Origin of the sequence: Acidovorax sp. Leaf160 (assembly GCF_001424265.1) — a bacterium.
In the GTDB taxonomy this organism is placed as follows: Bacteria; Pseudomonadota; Gammaproteobacteria; order Burkholderiales; family Burkholderiaceae_C; genus Paracidovorax.
On sequence record NZ_LMOV01000024.1, the window covers coordinates 305441 to 322273 of the forward strand.

15 protein-coding genes are annotated in these 16833 nt (G+C 69.7%); 3 read left to right on the forward strand and 12 right to left on the reverse strand.

Features of this window, described 5'->3' with window-relative positions; translation table 11 throughout:
* Positions 1-159: 159 nt before the first annotated feature.
* The 6 genes from ASF94_RS14925 to ASF94_RS14950 form a co-directional block, all read right to left on the reverse strand.
* Positions 160-882 carry an ABC transporter ATP-binding protein gene (locus ASF94_RS14925; RefSeq protein WP_156382555.1) on the reverse strand — a complete coding sequence of 241 codons (723 nt, stop codon included), beginning with the start codon at positions 880-882 and terminating at the stop codon, positions 160-162.
* 11 nt (positions 883-893) lie between these two features.
* Complete coding sequence (locus ASF94_RS14930) at positions 894-1655, reverse strand: ABC transporter ATP-binding protein (RefSeq protein ID WP_056667952.1); 762 nt, start codon at positions 1653-1655, stop codon at positions 894-896.
* On the reverse strand, positions 1652-2533 hold the full coding sequence (locus ASF94_RS14935) for a branched-chain amino acid ABC transporter permease (protein WP_056667955.1): 882 nt from the start codon (positions 2531-2533) through the stop codon (positions 1652-1654). The genes ASF94_RS14930 and ASF94_RS14935 overlap by 4 nt, the downstream gene beginning before the upstream one ends.
* A 23-nt stretch (positions 2534-2556) precedes the next feature.
* Positions 2557-3432: a branched-chain amino acid ABC transporter permease gene (locus ASF94_RS14940; protein ID WP_056667958.1), complete on the reverse strand. Its 876-nt coding sequence runs from the start codon at positions 3430-3432 to the stop codon at positions 2557-2559.
* Positions 3433-3596: 164 nt separating this feature from the next.
* Complete coding sequence (locus ASF94_RS14945; RefSeq protein ID WP_056667961.1) at positions 3597-4817, reverse strand: ABC transporter substrate-binding protein; 1221 nt, start codon at positions 4815-4817, stop codon at positions 3597-3599.
* A 48-nt stretch (positions 4818-4865) separates the two neighbouring features.
* A complete protein-coding gene (locus ASF94_RS14950; RefSeq protein ID WP_056667964.1) occupies positions 4866-6098 on the reverse strand; it encodes an amidohydrolase family protein in 1233 nt (410 codons plus the stop codon).
* 217 nt (positions 6099-6315) lie between these two features.
* Between ASF94_RS14950 and ASF94_RS14955 the strand changes: the two genes are divergently transcribed.
* Positions 6316-7278 carry a LysR substrate-binding domain-containing protein gene (locus ASF94_RS14955; protein ID WP_056667967.1) on the forward strand — a complete coding sequence of 321 codons (963 nt, stop codon included), beginning with the start codon at positions 6316-6318 and terminating at the stop codon, positions 7276-7278.
* Positions 7279-7326: 48 nt separating this feature from the next.
* On the opposite strand, the gene ASF94_RS14960 is transcribed toward ASF94_RS14955, so the two are convergent.
* From ASF94_RS14960 to ASF94_RS14980, 5 genes are all read right to left on the reverse strand, one after another.
* Positions 7327-8973 (reverse strand): malonyl-CoA synthase, encoded by a 1647-nt coding sequence (locus ASF94_RS14960; protein WP_056667970.1) that lies wholly within the window; start codon positions 8971-8973, stop codon positions 7327-7329.
* Positions 8974-9052: 79 nt separating this feature from the next.
* Positions 9053-9910 (reverse strand): enoyl-CoA hydratase/isomerase family protein, encoded by an 858-nt coding sequence (locus tag ASF94_RS14965; RefSeq protein WP_056667973.1) that lies wholly within the window; start codon positions 9908-9910, stop codon positions 9053-9055.
* 46 nt (positions 9911-9956) lie between these two features.
* Positions 9957-11021, reverse strand: coding sequence for a tripartite tricarboxylate transporter substrate binding protein (locus ASF94_RS14970; RefSeq protein WP_082493320.1), 1065 nt, complete (start codon positions 11019-11021; stop codon positions 9957-9959).
* A gap of 135 nt (positions 11022-11156) precedes the next feature.
* Complete coding sequence (locus ASF94_RS14975) at positions 11157-12614, reverse strand: malonyl-CoA decarboxylase (RefSeq protein WP_056667976.1); 1458 nt, start codon at positions 12612-12614, stop codon at positions 11157-11159.
* Positions 12611-13300, reverse strand: a complete 690-nt coding sequence (locus ASF94_RS14980; protein ID WP_056667979.1) for a GntR family transcriptional regulator — start codon at positions 13298-13300, stop codon at positions 12611-12613. Before ASF94_RS14980 ends, ASF94_RS14975 begins: the two co-directional genes overlap by 4 nt.
* Before the next feature lie 388 nt (positions 13301-13688).
* Here ASF94_RS14980 and ASF94_RS14985 point away from each other — a divergent pair, with 388 nt between their 5' ends.
* Complete coding sequence (locus tag ASF94_RS14985) at positions 13689-14708, forward strand: GlxA family transcriptional regulator (RefSeq protein ID WP_056667982.1); 1020 nt, start codon at positions 13689-13691, stop codon at positions 14706-14708.
* A 47-nt stretch (positions 14709-14755) separates the two neighbouring features.
* Positions 14756-15922 carry an MFS transporter gene (locus tag ASF94_RS14990; RefSeq protein WP_056667985.1) on the forward strand — a complete coding sequence of 389 codons (1167 nt, stop codon included), beginning with the start codon at positions 14756-14758 and terminating at the stop codon, positions 15920-15922.
* Positions 15923-15956: 34 nt separating this feature from the next.
* Here the strand turns inward: ASF94_RS14990 and lgt are convergent, their stop codons facing one another.
* Entirely contained in the window at positions 15957-16784 is an 828-nt protein-coding gene (gene lgt, locus ASF94_RS14995; protein WP_056667988.1) for a prolipoprotein diacylglyceryl transferase, read from the reverse strand.
* Positions 16785-16833 lie beyond the last annotated feature (49 nt).

Genomic DNA, 16833 nt, shown 5'->3' on the forward strand with positions numbered 1-16833 from the left:
GCGCTGCCTGCGCATTGACCTGCATCAAGGGCGCGGGACGCGGGGCGCGGGGCGTCGCCAACGCCCGGCGTTTCAAGCCAAATCGGGCGCTAGCGCTTGATCAGCATGGCACTACAGCTATAAATATAGTAGCAATTCGTCACCTGGTCCCAGCGCGCCTCAGTGGCTGCCCAGGTACAGCTGCGCCATGCGCTGATCTTCCAGCAGCTCCTGCGCGGGGCCGTGCAGCACGCAGCGGCCCTGGTCCAGGATGTAGCCCTGCTGGCTGATGGCGAGCGCCTGCCGCGCGCGCTGCTCCACCATCAGCACGGCCACACCGGCAGCGGGCAGCTTCTGCACCATGTCGAACACCTTGCCGACCAGCGAGGGCGCCAGCGCGGCCGTGGGCTCGTCCAGCACCATGATGCGCGGCGACGGCATCAGCGCGCGGGCGAAGGCCAGCTGCTGGCGCTCGCCGCCCGACAGGTTGCTGGCTGGCTGCGGCAGCCGTTCGACCAGCGCGGGAAAATCGGCCAGCACCTGGTCCATGCGCTGCTTCAGGTGCTTGACGCCGCGCACCACCTGCAGGTTCTCGCGCACCGTGAGCGAGGGGAACACGTTCGCCACCTGCGGCACGTAGGCCAGGCCGGCGTCGAAGCGGTCTTCCGCAGACAGGCGCGTGATGTCGCGCCCGTCCAGGTGAATGCTGCCCGCCACGCGCGGCAGCAGGCCCAGCAGGGCCTTCACCAGCGTGGACTTGCCCGCGCCGTTGGTGCCGGCGATGGTCACGATCTGGCCCGGCGCCACGGCCAGGTCGATGCCGTGGATGATGTCCACTTCCGAATAGCCGCCGCGCAGCTGCCCGATCTGCAGCAGCTCGCCGCCGTGGTTTCCGTTGCTCATGCCTGCTGCGCTCATACCACCCCTCCCATGTAGGCTTCCTGCACGCGCGGGTCGTCCAGCACGGTGTGCGGGTCGCCCTCGGCCAGGATGCGGCCCCGGTCCATCACGATCATGCGGTGCGACAGCGCCTTGAGCGCCTGCAGGTGGTGCTCGATGACGATGAAGGCGATGCCGCGGCCCTGCAGCTCGCGCACGCGGTCGCAGATCTCTTCGATCAGCACCGGGTTGACCCCGGCGAAGGGTTCGTCGAGCAGGATGCAGCGCGGGTCCAGCATGAGCACGCGGCCCAGCTCCACCAGTTTCTTCTGCCCGCCCGACAGGCCCCCGGCCGGCACGTCGCGCACGCGCGCCAGGTTCAAGAAGGCCAGGATGCCATCCGCCTTGGCCGCCAGCTGCGCCTCGTGTTCGCGCAGGCTGCGCGTCTGGAAGAACGCGTTGACGAGGCGTTCGCCCTGCGGGTTGGCGGCGGCGGCCATCAGGTTCTCGTGCACCGTCAGGCTCTTGAATTCGCGCGGGATCTGGAAGGTGCGCACCAGCCCCAGGTGGGCACGGCGATGGGGCGGCAGGCGGGTGATGTCCTGCCCGGCGAAGGCGATGCGGCCGGCATCGGCCGGCTGCTGGCCCGCGATGGCAGCGAACAGGGTGCTCTTGCCCGCGCCATTGGTGCCGGCGATGCCCAGCACCTCGCGCTCGGCCAGTTGCAGCGACACGTCGTCCACCGCCTTGAAGCCGCCGAATAGCCGGCTCACGTTGTCCACTTGCAGCATGCTCATTTCGACGAGCCTCCGAACAAACCATTGGGCCGGTAGAGCGTGATCAGGATCAGCGCCAGGCCCACTGCGGCCAGGCGCAGGCTGGCCATGCCGACTTCCGACACGCCCGGAACCCAGTCCTTGGCGAAGCGCGATCCCTCCAGGAACACCATCAGCAGCAGCGAGCCGAACATGGCGCCGCGCACCGAGCCCGAGCCGCCCATGACCAGCCCCATCCACACGTAGAAGGTGATGAGCGGAATGAACTGCTCGGGCGTGATGAAGGTGATGAAGTGCGCATAGAAGGCGCCCGCCAGCCCGGCCAGCGCCGCGCCCAGCATGAACACCTGCACCTTGAAGCGCGCCGGGTCCTTGCCCAGGGCCGAGAGCGCGGCCTCGTCGTCGCCGATGGCTTTCAGCAGCCGGCCGAACGGGCTGCGGGTGAGCCGCACCGTGCCCCAGCAGACCAGGGCCACGATCGCCGCCAGCACCGTGAAGATGGCCATGTCGGACACGCCGCCGCCCCAGCTGGCGAACAGCTTGGGCAGGCCCGGCAGGCCCTGCACGCCGTTGGTGAGCCAGCTCTCCTGCTGGATGGTGATGCGCACGGCTTCCGAAAAGCCGAGCGTGACGATGGCGAGGTAGTCGTCGCGCAGCCGCAGCGATAGGAGGCCGATGGGCAGCGCCAGCAGCCCCGCCAGCACGCCGGCCAGGGCGAAGCACAGCGGCAGCGGCAGCCCCTTGAGCGATAGCAGCCCCGAGGTGTAGGCGCCGACGGCGAAGAACGCCACCACGCCGAAGTTGACCAGCCGGGTCAGCCCGAACTGCAGGTTCAGGCCCAGCGCCAGCAGGCAGTAGATGAGCGCGACGATGCCGATGGCACAGAGATAGGCAATCATGGTGGCCTCCTTGTTCTTCTGTTTCAGCGCACCAGCTGCACGCGGCCCATGAGGCCGGCGGGGCGCAGCAGCAGCACCAGCGCCAGCACCACGAACGACAGCACGAGCTTGTACGAGGGGCCCAGCAACGGCACCGACAGCTCTTGCACCACGCAGAGCACCAGCGCCCCCAGCACGGCGCCCACCGGGCTGCCGATGCCGCCCAGCACCATGGCGGCGAACGCGGGGATCAAACTCTCCCACCCCATCTCGGGCATGACGATCGCCTTCATGCCGAGCAGCACGCCGCCGATGGAGGAAAGCGCGCCCACCAGCAGCCAGAGGCTCAGCATCAGCCCGCCCGCGCGGATGCCGCTGGCCCGCGCCAGATCGGCGCTGTCGGCCACGGCGCGCAGCTGGCGGCCGAAGCTGGTGCGGTAGATGAGCACGAACACGACCGCCAGGCAGGCAGCGGCGATGGCCGCGATCAGCACGTCGGTCGGCAGGATGCGCAGGCCGCCGAAGTTCCAGGCGCGCACCAGCGGCATGTCGAAGGTGCGCTGGTCGTGGCCGGCGAAGAACGAGATCAGGCTGCGCAGCAGAAAGCCCAGGCCGATGGCGGCCAGCATGGAGGCCACCATCGGCCGCCCCGCCAGCTTGCGGAAGATCAGCTGGTAGGAGCCGGCCGAGACCAGCGCCGTCACCACCACGCTGGCGATAGCGGCCAGCCACAGCGGCACGCCGCCCAGCAGCTGCACCGCCACGGCGGCATAGGCGCCGGTCGTCATCAGGTCGCCCGTGGCGGCGTTGGGAAAGCGGTTGACGCCCATCACCAGGGTCATGGCCAGGGCAGGCAGGGCCACCACCAGGCCTTCGATCAATCCATTGATCAGGAGGTTTGCGAAATCGATCCAGGTCATTGCGTCATCTCGTGCAGGTCCCATGTCAGGCGGCCGGTGCCAGCTTGCTGCCGGCGTTGCGACGCCTGGCCAGAACGGCTGTGCCGGGCTGTGTCGGCCGCCCAGGGGCGACCGGGAAAAAAATGCCGCGTGCGCCGACGATGCGGCGCGCGCGGCCTGCGCCGTCACATGGTGATGGACACCACGTCGCGGCGCACCAGCTGCCCCTTCTCGATCACGTACACGCCGAAGTCGGGCGTGGCGTCGCCGAACTTGTCGAAGTCGAGCTTGCTGGAGGCGCCCTCGTAGTTCACCTTGGCCTTCTTGGCCAGCTGGGCCTTGCCTTCGGCGAAGGAATACACGGCCGTGCCGGGTGCGTTGGAGACGTCGCGGATCTTGGCGTTGACCTGCTCCACCGTGGCCTTGGCGCCGGCGGCTTCTATGGCCAGGGCCAGCGAGATCACCATGTCGTAGGCCATGGCGGCGTAGATGTTGGTGGCCGCGGACTTGCCCGTGGCCTTGGTGAAGGCGGCATCGAACTGGGCGTACGACGTGCTCTTCTCGTTCGACACGGTTTCCACCGAGATGATGCCTTCGCAGACCTCGGCGCCCAGCGCCTTCACCAGGTCGGGGTTGGCCGCCCAGCCGGGGATGATCCACTTGTTGTCGGCACCGGACTGGAACCACTCGCGCAGGATGATGGTGGTGTCGGGCAGGTAGGAGCCCATCACGATCACGTCGGGCTTGGCCGCCAGGATCTTCTGCAGCTCGCTCCGGTAGCTCGGGCGGCTGGGTTCATAGGTGACGTGCGCGGCCACCTTGCCGCCGCGCTTTTCCCACACGCGGGTGAAGCCTTCCACGTTGCCCAGGCCCGAGGCGTTGTTGAACGCCATGGTGGCGGGCCGCTTGAAGCCGCGCTTGGCGCAGATCTCGGCGAACGCCGCGCCGAAGCGGTCGTTGGTCGCCTGGAAGCGCCAGACCAGGTCCTTGGTGTCGAGCGTGGAGATGGCCGGCGCGCCCGAGACGTTCATCTCGATGAGGCCGGCGGCATCGGTCAGCGGCATCACCGCCAGCGACACGCCCGAGGCCCAGGTGCCCAGCACGGCCTGCACCTTGTTCACCTCGATCAGCTTCTTGGCGGCCAGCACGGCGGCGTCCGGCTTGGTCTGCGAGTCTTCGGTGAAGAGTTCGAGCTTGCGGCCGCCCGCGCCGCCGGCGGCGTTGACCTCGTCCACCGCCAGGCGAATGGCCTGCTGCATGCCCGGGCCGTAGGGGCTGCCCGCGCCGGTGATCGGCGTGAGCGAGCCGATGCGGAACACGTCGCCCTGCTGGCTGAAGCCGATGGAAGGCAGGCACTGCAGGGCGGCTGCGGCGCCGCCGAGCTTCAAAAGGTTTCTACGTTGCATGGTGGTCTCCGGTGAGGCGGGGGAATCGAAAGAAGAAACGAGGGAATCTCAGAGCGTGTTCTTGACGAAGGCGCCGTCCTTGACGATCGCGCGGATGCGCTCGCCTTGGCCCAGCAGGCAGCTGATGTCGGCCAGCGGGTCGCCATCGACCAGCAGCAGGTCGGCGATGGCCCCTGCGGTGATCTCGCCGAGCTGGCCCTGCTGGTTCAGGATCTCGGCGCCGATCAGCGTGGCCTGCTGCAGCACCGGGCCGTTGCCCAGAATCTCGGCGCGCAGGCGCAACTCGTCGGACTGCAGGTAGTGCGTCTCGGCCAGCAGGTCGCTGCCCAGGCCCATCTTCACGCCGGCCCTGGCCAGTATCTCGATGGCCTTCTTGCCCTGGCCGCGCACCGTGTCGATCTTGGCGATGGACACCGCCGGCAGGCCATAGCGCTCGCCTTCGCTGGCCAGGCCTTCATACGTGACAAGTGTCGGCACCATGAAGGCGCGCCGCTCGGCCATCAGCTCGGCGGTGGGCGCATCGACCAGGTTGCCGTGCTCGATGGTGCGCACGCCGCAGCGCACGGCGCGGGCGATGGCGCGCGGCGTGTAGGCATGCGCCATCACGTAGGTGCTGGCGTTGTCGGCCTCTTCCACGATGGCGCGCAATTCGGCCTCGGAGTAGCCCAGGTTCTGGATCGGATCGTTGGGAGAGGCCACGCCGCCCGAGGCCATCACCTTGATCTGCGTGGCGCCCTTGAGCATCTCTTCCCGCACCGCCAGGCGGCAGGCGTCGACGCCATCGACCACGCGGCCGATGTTGCCCAGCTTGTAGGCGCAGGAGCAGACGTCCAGGTCGTCGTTGCGCTGGCGGAAGTCCGCGTGCCCGCCGGTCTGCGACAGCGCCTTGCCCGAGGGGAAGATGCGCGGGCCCTGCACCAGCCCCGTGCGCACGGCTTCGGCCAGCGACCAGTCCGCACCGCCCGCGTCCCGCACCGACGTGAAGCCGCGGCCGAGCATGCCCTGCAAGATCGGCAGCGACCGCAGCATGGTGAAGACGTTGGGCATCTTGGCCACCGTGCCGAGATTGAAGGACGACGCCACCACGTGCACGTGGCAGTCGATCATGCCGGGCATGAGCGTCATGCCGCGCGCGTCGATGCGCGTGGCGCCGTCGCCTGCCGCCAGGTTCTCGCCCACGGCGGCGATGCGCCCGTCCTGCACCAGAACGGAGAGCCCGGTGCGCAAGGTGAGCGCATGCACGTCCAGCACGCGGCAGTTGTCGATCAGCAAAGTGGTCATGGAGAAAATGGGTGGAACGCGATGGCTTGAAAAATACTCATGGCGGTGCATGTTCGGGTTATCCGCAGGTCGCCCCGCACAACTTTGGTGCTAAAGGAGCAGATCACACGGTAAACCGCGTCACAGCGCCGTCACAGGACGCATTTATCGGGCCAATCCGGGCTGCGGGCAACGCCCTAAAATCTCACCCACCCATGACCATTACTCATGCCCCACCATGCGACGCCTGTGCCCCACCATCTCGGAACTGAACGCCTTCCACTCGGCCGCCAAGCACCAGGCGTTCACGATGGCGGCGCGCGAGCTGTGCGTGACGCAGAGCGCCATCAGCCGCCACATCGCATCGCTGGAAGACTACCTGGGCCAGAAGCTCTTCATCCGCAAGGCCAGCGGGCTGGAGCTGACCGATGCCGGCGCCACCTACCTGAACGCCACGCGGCCGGCCATGGCGGCGCTGGAGTCGGCCACCACGCAGCTCATGTCGTATGGCGGCAGCGGCGGCGCGCTCAATTTCTCGGTGCCGCCCACCTTCGCGGCGCAGTGGCTGTTCCCACGCCTCGGGCACTTCAAGCGCACGCTTCCGCAGGTGTCGCTGAACTTCGTGCGCTATCAGCACGCGCACGACTTTGCGGTGCCGTATGAATTCGACGCGGCCATCCAGTACGGTTACGGCAACTGGCCCAGCGCCAACGCACGCTACCTGATCGGCAAGGAAACCAGCATCGTCTGCAGCCCGCAGCTGCAGGCCGCCCTGCCCCTGCGCACCCCTGCCGACCTGCAGCACGCCACGCTGCTGCAGCACATCGAGGTGCCGCTGGCCTGGCACGACTGGATGGTGGCCAACGGCTGCGACACCAGCGGCAGCCGCTTCGGGCCGGGCTTCAACCTGTATTCGCTCATCATCCGCGCAGCGGTGTCGGGCTTCGGCGTGGGCATCGTGCCGACCTGCCTGGTCGAGGACGAGCTGCAGGCCGGCACCCTGGTGGAACCGCTGGGCGACAGGTTCCAAAGCCCGCTGGGCTACTACCTGTGCGCCCCGACCGCCCGCACCAACCTGTCGGTGTACAAGCTGGTGGGGGCGTGGCTGGAGCACTGCTGCAGCCACGGACTGGTGCAGAGCCCGGCCCAGGAGCCGCCACCCGCATGCATCTTCTGCGAAGACGGCGCCAAAGCCGCGTAGAACCGGCTGGGGCCGCTCGGCGCGCTCGGCCCGCTCGGCCCCGCCGTCTCAGGCGAACAGCCCCTTGTGCGCATCGCGCAGCAGGTTCTTCTGGACCTTGCCCATGGTGTTGCGCGGCAACTCCGGCACGATGAAGCAGCGCTTGGGAATCTTGAAGTTCGCCAGTTGCGACTTCAGCGCCGCGAGGATGGCATCGCCGTCCAGCAGGGCGCCGGGCCTGGGTGTCACCACGATCACGCCCACCTCGCCGAAGTCCGGGTGCGGCACGCCGACCAGCGCGCTTTCGGCCACGCCGGGCAGTTCGTTGACGTAGCCCTCGATCTCGGCCGGGTACACGTTGTAGCCGCCGCTGATGATCAGGTCCTTGCTGCGGCCCACGATGTGCACGTAGCCGCGCTCGTCGATGCGGCCGACGTCGCCGGTCTTGAACCAGCGGCTGCCGTCCGGCCCCTCGGCGAACTCTTCCTTCGTCTTCTCGGGCATGCGCCAGTAGCCCTGGAACACGTTCGGGCCCTGCACCTGGATGTTGCCGATCTCGCCCGTGGGCATCGGCTGGCCAGCGTCGCCCACCACGCGCAGGCCCACGCCGGGCAGCGGAAAGCCCACCGTGGCGCCACGCCGCTCGTCCTGCCCGCCGTGGCGCGCATCGGCCGCATAGGGGTTGCTGGTGAGCATGATGGTTTCGCTCATGCCGTAGCGCTCCAGGATGGTGTGGCCGGTGCGCTGCTGCCATTCCTTGAAGGTCTCGATCAGCAGCGGCGCGGAGCCCGCGACGAAAAGGCGCATGTTGCGCACCGCCTCCCGGCTCAGGCCGGGCTCGGCCAGCAGGCGCACGTAGAGCGTGGGCACGCCCATGAACACGGTGGCGCGCGGCATGGCGGCGATGACGGCCTTGGGATCGAACTTGTTCAGCCAGATCATCTTGCTGCCGTTGATGAGCGCGCCGTGGATGGCCACGAAGAGCCCGTGCACGTGGAAGATGGGCAGCGCGTGGATCAGCACGTCGCCCCCGCCGTCCGGCCCTCCGGTGGCCTGCCAGCCCCAGTAGTCCTTGAGCACCTGCGCGTTCGACAGCAGGTTGCCGTGCGTGAGCATGGCGCCCTTGCTGCGGCCGGTGGTCCCGCTGGTGTAGAGGATGGCAGCCAGGTCGTCCGCCGCGCGGGCCACGGGCGTGTGCTGGCCCGCGTGCTGGGCGGCGCGGTCCAGCAGGCTGCCGGTGCGGTCGTCACCCAGCGTGAAGACATGCTGGGTGCCGGCCGTGAAGGCGATCTTCGAGACCCAGCCGAAGTTGCCCGGCGTGCAGACCACCACGGCCGGCTCGGCATTGCCGACGAAGTATTCGATCTCGGCGCTCTGGTAGGCGGTGTTGAGCGGCAGGAAGACGTAGCCCGCGCGCAGCGTGGCGAGATAGAGCAGCATGGCCTCGACCGACTTCTCCACCTGCATCGCCACCCGGCTGCCGTCCGGCAGGTTCAGCGACGCCAGCAGGTTGGCGATGCGGGCGCTGGCTTCGTCCAGGTCGCGCCAGGTGTAGTGCAGCGGCGTGCCGTCCGGCGCCGTGGCCTCGACGGCCACGGCATCCAGGTCGGCCGGGAAAGCCGCGCGCAAGGCGGTGAACAGGTTCTGCGAGGCAAGCGCGGCAGCGGAGGCGGGCGCGGGTGTGGGCGAATGGGCAGTGGCGTTCAGTGCGCTCATGGTGCTTCGATCGGTTGGAGTGCGGGGTCGGTGAAAACGGAGGTTGGAGGGCGATGCGGGTGGGTGGCTGCGTTGCCGATCAGAACCGGGGCGGCCGCTTTTCCAGGAAGGCGCCGATGCCCTCACGGTGCTCCGCGCTGTCGGCGTAGGCGTAGGGGTCGGCCAGCGCATCTGCTTCTTTTTTCATAGCATCAGGCCCAGATAGTGCGGGCGCCAGAGGGCGATCCGGCATGGAATCCGCCACCAGGCCGGGCAGCAACAGGGCCCGCAGGGTCTGCTTGTTCAGCCGGGCGGCCTGGGGTGCCAGGGCGGCGATGCGGCGGGCAGTGGCCAGCAGCTCGGTTTCCAGGGTTTCGGCGGGCTCGATACGGCTCAGGAAGCCGCGCTGCGCCATCTCGGCTGCGCTGAAGGTGGCCGCCTCCAGCAGCATCTGGCGGGCGGTCATCGCGCCGGCGGCGCTGGCCACCAGCTGCGCCTCGCGCGGGGCCATCGGAAAGCCCAGCCGCGCGATGGGAGCGCCAAAGCGCGCCTGCGGCGTGGCGATGCGCAGGTCGCAGCAGCTGGCGATCTCCACCCCCGCGCCCATGCAGGCGCCGTCGATGCCGGCGACCAGGGGCACGTCGCAGGCCAGCATGGCCGCCAGCCCGCCCCACACGTCGCCCTCGTGGAAGGCGCGCAGCTGCGCGGGGTCGAAGCGGAAGCCCGGGTATTCCGAGATGTCGCCGCCCGCGCAGAACGCGCCGCCATCGCCCTGCACGATCACGCAGCGCACGCCTGGCTCGTGCTGCTGCAGCGCGCAGAACACCGCGCGCAGCTGCTGCCACATGATGCGCGACATGGCGTTGAGCCGGCCGGGGTGGCGCAGCACGACGCGCCAGATGCCGGCCGCGCCGTCCGCGCCCTCCAGGGGGCCTGCGATCACTTCACCGGCGGGCATGGGCGGCACTCTGGGGTGGCATATCGACGGGCATTGGGCGACGGGGTCACTCCAGCTTGGCGCCGGAGGTCTTCACGACCTGGGCCCAGCGTTTGACTTCGGACCCCACGAAAGCGCCGAACTGCTGCTGGGTCATGCCGCCAAACTCGGCGCCGTTGCCGGCCCAGATGGCCTTCAGCTCATCGGCCGTACCGAGCTTGCGCACCTCTTCCACGATGCGGGCCTGGATGTCAGCCGGCGTGCCCTTGGGCGCCCAGAGGCCGTACCAGGTGGTGACGGTGTAGTCGGGCAGGCCGACTTCCGCCGCGCAGGGCACGTCGGGAAAGGCGGGGTTGCGCCGGTTGCCCGACACCATCAGCGCGCGGATGCGGCCGCCCTTGATGTGCGCGGCGGAGGAGCCCAGGCCGTCGAACAGCATGTCCACGTTGCCGGAGATCAGGTCCTGCAGCGCCGGGCCCGCGCCGCGGTAGGGGATGTGCGTGATGAAGGTGCCCGTCTGGATCTTGAACAGCTCGCCCGCCAGATGGTGCGACGAGCCCGAGCCGGCCGAGGCGTAGTTCATGCGGCCGGGGTTGGCCTTGATCTGCTCGAGCAGCTGCGCCATGGTGGTGGCCTTGACCACGCGCGGGTTCACCACCAGCACCTGGGGCACATTGGCCAGCAGCGCCAGCGGCACGAAGTCCTTTTCGATGTCGTAGTCGAGCTTGGGATACATCGACGGCGCGATGACGTGGTGCGTGCCGCCCATGAAGAGCGTGTAGCCGTCCGGCGCGGCCTTGGCGGCGAAGCTCGCGCCCACCGTGCCCCCCGCACCGCCCCGGTTGTCGATGATGAGCGGCTTGCCCAGCGCTTTCGCGAACTGCGCCGACAGCGGCCGCGCGAACGCGTCGGTGCCGCCGCCCGCCGGGAACGGCACCACCAGCGTCACCGGCTTGGTGGGCCAGCTGGCGGCAGCGCCCTGCGCCCAGCTGGCGCCGGCCGAGGCTGCGGCCAGGCCCGCCGCGCCCGCGGCGCGCAGCACCGTGCGCCGCGAGACCGGCCCGCCGTCCGGCGCGCTCGATCGGTGGTCCGTGATGTGGCCGTCACGGGCCGATGCATGGATGGGGTTCATTCCTTTTGTCTCCTGTCGTATTTGTCTGCGTTCACGCTTTTCTAGGCAAGGAAGGCGCTTGGAGTCATGGCCCGTGGTACGCGGCTCGTTGCCGCGCGCATCGCCCGTCGAGGGGAGGGCGCTGCGCGCAGCCGGTCAGCCGCGGCTCAGGCTGTCGATGTCGCTGGACATCGGTACGCGGCCCTGCGCCAGCAGGCTGCGGTGTTTGTCGATCCGTTTCAGATCGTAGAGATAGTTGACCATCAGCCCGTACGACTGCTTCTGGCCCTTGGGCGAAGGGTCGCCGGCCCAGTTCAGGCGCTCGACGCGGGCGCCGTTGCCCAGGTGGAAGCGCGCGACCGCATCGACCGGCTTGCCCTTGTCCAGTTCGCGCCCCAGGTAGCGGGCGGCGCACTGCAGCAGCAGCTGGCGCACGGGCGACTTGGGCGGCAGTTCCAGCGCCTTGTCGGCCGCCGCCAGCACATGGGCGGCCTGCGGCGGCTCGAAGCCGACGGCGCGGCCGAGTTCGGCGCGGCGCTTGTCGTCCAGCGCGTCCAGCGCGGCGGCGCAGTGCTTGCCGAACCAGGCGCGAAAGCCGGGGATGGGCGAGAGCGTGGCGAAGGTGCGCAGGCGAGGGAACTCGGCGGTGAGCGTCTCCACCACGTGCTTGATGAGCGAGTCGCCGAAGCTCACCCCGCGCAGGCCGGTCTGCGTGTTGCTGATGGAATAGAAGATGGCGGTGCTGGCGCGGGCGATGTCCACCGGCTCGGCCGATTCGTCCAGCAGCGGGGTGATGCTGCTGGAGATGTCGCCGAGCAGGGCCACCTCCACGAAGATCAGCGGCTCGTTGGGCAGGCGCGGGTGGAAGAAGCCATAGCAGCGGCGGTCGCTGTCGAGCCGGTTCTTCAGGTCGGCCCAGCTGCGGATGTCGTGCACGGCCTCGTACTTGATGAGCTTTTCCAGCAGCGATGCGGGCGAGTCCCACGACAGCGCGCGCAGCTCCAGGAAAGCGACGTCGAACCAGGTGGAGAAGAGGTGCTCCAGTTCCGCGTCCAGCGGCAGCAGGCGCTTGTCGCCCTTCAGGAGCGGCAGCCACTCCGCACGCAGGTCGAGCAGGAAGCGCATGCCCTGAGGGAACACGGCGAAGCGCTGCAGCAGCCGGGTGCGGGGCGAGGCCAGGGCGCGGCGCAGGTGCATCTCGGCATGCGCCTCGTCTTCCGTGCCGGCAGCGGCTTCATGGCGCTGGCGGGCCGTCTTGACCTGCTCGGCATCGGCCGAGAACTGCTCGCACATCAGCAGCCACATGTCGCGGCGCTCCTCGGGCTTGGCCTCGGCATACCAGGCGGCGACGGCCTCGGCGCGGCGGCCGCCCTCCACTTCGCTCACCTGGGTGGCAGCCACGCCCTGCAGGTCGGCCAGCAGGCGGCGCAAGGCGCGCGGCGACAGCCCCTCGCCCGCCCGGCGCAGGGTGGCGGCCAGCCGTTCGTTGGTGGACCGGGGCGCGGGCGGCTTGGGAGCGGGGCCACCGCTGCCGGCATCGGCCGCCTCGGTCTTCGGGTCGGCGGGGCGCAGGCGCGGCACGTTGCGCGAGATCCAGGTAGAGGCAGCGTTCATGGTGCGATCCGGGAGTGGTGATTGCGGGCGATGTCGCGCAACGCGTCGCGCTGCGCCAGGACGTGGTCACGCATCGCCTGCTCCGCCGCGGCGGCATCGCGGCGCTGCAGGGCGGCGAACACGGCCAGGTGTTCCGACAGGCTCTGCTGCAGGCGGCCCGGCACGTGCAGCGTCTGATGCCGCGCCAGCCGCAGGATGCGCCGCAGATCGCCGATCACCTGCGCCAGCCAGCGGTTGTCGGCCAGCGTGATGAAGGCCTCATGGATGGCGTAGTTGGCGTCGTAGTAGTCGTTGATGCGGCCGGCCTCGGCGTGCTCGCACAGGCGCTGGTGCAGCACTTCCAGCGCGGCGATGTCGGCGCTGCCGGCGCGGTCGGTGGCCTCGTGCGCGGCCCGGCCTTCCAGCAGGGCGATGACGGGAAATATCTCGTCCAGGTCGCGCTCGGTCACTTCGGCCACGAAGCAGCCGCGGCGAGGCTCATGGCGCAGCAGGCCTTCGGCCACCAGCACCTTCAACGCCTCGCGCAGCGGCGTGCGCGAGATGGCGAGGCGCTCGCACAGCGCCACCTCATCGAGAAAGCTGCCCGGCGGCAGCGCCCCCGCGAAGATCTGCTCGCGCAGCCGTTCTGCGGCCTCCTCGTGCAGCGAGGGGGCCTGGGCGCGGACGACGGCGAGTGCAGGCGTCATGGGCAGCCATTCCGGGGATGGCGTTGCGGGACTGCCTTGGGCGGCACGGAGGGGCAGGCCCACCGGCGCCGCCGGCTGTGGCAGCGGTATGCCGCGCAGCCAGCCTCGCTCGCGGCCCCTTCAGCGCGGGCCCGGCCTGCGGCGCGACCGGGGATGCCGGCGATGCGGGACGTGCGGTGGAAGCGAGTGAAGCAGGCCGTCATTTCACGTAATTTCTCATAATTATGAAGAGCCGGTCAAGGCCGTGCAGTGCGCAAAGCCTGCTGGCTTACCCGCATGCAGACCGTCGTTCGGGACAACGAACTGGCGATTGCTTTCTGCCCAAGGTGGCCAGGAAGGTGGGTTCGTTGTCATTGCAGCCAGACCCCCCGCCGCCGACACTTGCGGCATGCCCCTGCCGCCCCTCACCTTCGCCTGCCTGATCTACCCCGGCTTCATGAGCCTCGACGTCGTGGGCCCGTGGCAGGTCATGGCGTCTGCGAATGACGAACTCAGCCGCCAGGGGCGTGCGCCGCACTACGCCTTGCGTTTGCTGGCCGAGCAGCCGGGCATGGTGACCTGCTCCGCCGGTCTGGGGCTGGTGGCGCAGGCCGCTTACGGCGATGAACCCATCGCAGGCATCCACACGCTGATCGTGCCCGGAGGTCAGGGCGTGTCGGGCCAGTTGGGCAATGCCACGCTGCTGCGCTGGCTGCAGCAGGCCGAGCCGCTGGTGGCGCGGATGGGGTCGGTGTGTTCCGGCGCACTGCTGCTGGCCGAAGCCGGCTTGCTGCACGGCCGCCCGGCCACCACCCACTGGGAGCGGGTGGCCGAGTTCCGCGAGCGCCACCCCGGCGTCGATCTGCAAGGCGACCGGCTGCACACCTACGACCCCACCGGCATGCACGGCGACGCCCATGTCTTCACGTCGGCCGGGGTCAGCTCCGGCATCGATCTGGCACTGGCGCTGGTGGAGCACGACCTGGGCCGCGCCCTGGCGCTGGCGGTGGCGCGACGCCTGGTGATCTACCTGCGCCGTCCCGGCGGACAGGCCCAGTTCAGCCGGCTGGTGGCGCCGGACGCCGAGCACACGCCGCGCCTGACACCGCTGCTGGAATGGATTCCCGGCCACCTGGGCGAAGACCTGTCGCTGGAAGCGCTGGCCGCGCGCTCCTGCATGGCCCCGCGCACGCTCACCCGCGTGTTCCAGCGCGAGCTGGGCACCACGCCGGCGCGCTATGTCGAACGGGTGCGGGTGGAAACCGCATCTGCCTTGCTGTCGCAAGGCCAGGCGTCGGTCGCGACCATCGCCCGGCTTTGCGGCTTCCAGCATCCCGAAACCCTGCGGCGGGCCTTTCACCGGCAGCTCTCGGTGAGCCCGCAGGCGTTCGCGCAGCGCTTCGGGCCAGCGGCGGCTGCCGGGCTCTGAACCCGCTGCGCAGATCCCCGATTTCCCCACCCTCTCGCCGACTGACCATGTTCCTGCTGAACCACCCCATCCTCCGCCTGCTGTTTGCCGCCCAGGCGCTCTACTGGTCCTGTTCCATCATCGGCATCACGCTGACCTCGCTGGCCGGTTTGCGCCTGGCGCCGTGGACGGTGCTGGCCACGCTGCCGCTGGCGCTGCTGGTGCTGGGCAACCTGTTGGCGGTGATGCCGCTGTCGGTCGCCATGCAGCGGCATGGCCGGCGCCCGGCGCTGATGCTGGGTGCGGCCGTCGGCGTGGCGGGCGGGCTGCTCTGCGCGGTGGCGCTGCAGCAGGGCAGCTTTGCGCTGCTGTGCCTGGGCGCGACCGCCATCGGCGTCTACCAGGCGTCGTCGGGCTTCTACCGGCACGCCGCGCTGGAAGCGGTGGAGCCGCAGCGCCGGGGCCGTGCCGCCGCCTGGGTGGTGGGCGGCGGCGTGTGTGCGGCGGTGCTGGCGCCGCCGCTGGCCGTGGGGTCGCGCGACGCACTGGCCGTGCCGTTCGCGGGCGCCTATCTGGTGATCGCCGCACTGGCGGCGCTGGGCCTGCTCACCGTCTCGCGGCTGCCCAGGGGCGGCGCGGCGGCGCCCCGGCCCGCGCCGGGCGCGCTGCGTCTGCTGATGGCGCGGCCGGGCCTGCGTGCGGCCGTGCTGATGACGGCCATCGGCCATGGGCTGATGATTCTGGTGATGAACGCCACGCCGCTGGCGATGGATGCCTGCGGCTTTTCCACCGCTTCGGCGGCGACGGTGATCCAGTGGCATGTGATCGGCATGTTCCTGCCGGCCTTCTTCGCCGGCCCGCTGGTGGACCGGTTCGGAGCGCGCCGCGTGGCGGCGGTCGGGGCTGCGGCGATCGCTGCCAGCGCCTGCACGGCGCTGTCGGGCGTGGAGATGGCGCACTTCTTCGCCAGCTCGCTGCTGCTGGGCCTGGGCTGGAACCTGATGCTGATCGCCGGCACCACCCTGCTGGCCGAGAACCACGCGCCGCAAGAACGCGGCGCGGCCCAGGCGTTGATGGAGCTGTGCAATGGCGCCACGGCCGTGGCCATGTCGTTCGGCTCGGGCGCCCTGCTCGCGGGCGTCGGCTGGACGGCCATCAACCTGGCCGCCCTGCCCCTGCTGGCGCTGGCCTGCGCCGCGCTGTGGGTGCGCAAGGCCAAGCCGCTCATGGCTTGAGCCGGCGCCGTGCGCGGGTGCGCCGCGCGACGGCTCAGGCGGTTCGGTGAACGGCCGGGCTCTGGCGCTGTGCCCAGACCCACATCGCCACGCCGGCGACGATCATCGGCACGCAGAGCCACTGCCCCATGCTCATGCCCAGCGAGAGGATGCCGAGGAACGCGTCGGGTTCGCGGAAGTACTCGGCGATGAAGCGGAAGACGCCGTAGCCCACCAGAAACGCGGCCGACACCTCGCCCAGCTTGCGGCCCCGGCGCGCGTACAGCCAGAGCAGCACGAAGAGCAGCAGCCCTTCCATCAGGAACTGGTAGATCTGCGAGGGGTGGCGCGGCAGCATCGAGCCGCTTTGCGGGAACACCATGCCCCAGGGCAGCGACGGATCGGCAAAGCGCCCCCACAGCTCGCCATTGATGAAGTTGCCGACGCGGCCTGCCGCGAGGCCGGTCGGCACGCAGGGGGCGATGAAGTCGGTCACCTGCAGCCAGGGGCGGCGGCGCGACCGGGCGTACCAGGCCATGGCCACGATCACGCCGAGCATGCCGCCATGGAAGCTCATGCCGCCCTGCCAGATGTAGAAGATCTCCAGCGGGTGCGAGAGGTAGTAGCCGGGCTTGTAGAACAGGCAATAGCCCAGCCGCCCGCCCACCACCACGCCCATCACGCCGAGAAAGAGGATGTCTTCGACGTCCTTGCGCGTCCAGGTCTGGGCGCCGGTGAAGGAGGCATAGGGCTGGTGCCGCAGCCGGCGCATGCCCAGGAACATGAAGAGACCGAAGGCGGCGAGATACGTGAGGCCGTACCAGTGGATGGAGAGCGGCCCCAGTTGCAGGGCCACGGGGTCGATGTGCGGGTACATGAGCATGGTGGCCGGTATTGTGCCCGCCGACCATGCCCCTGCCGAGCGCCCGCCC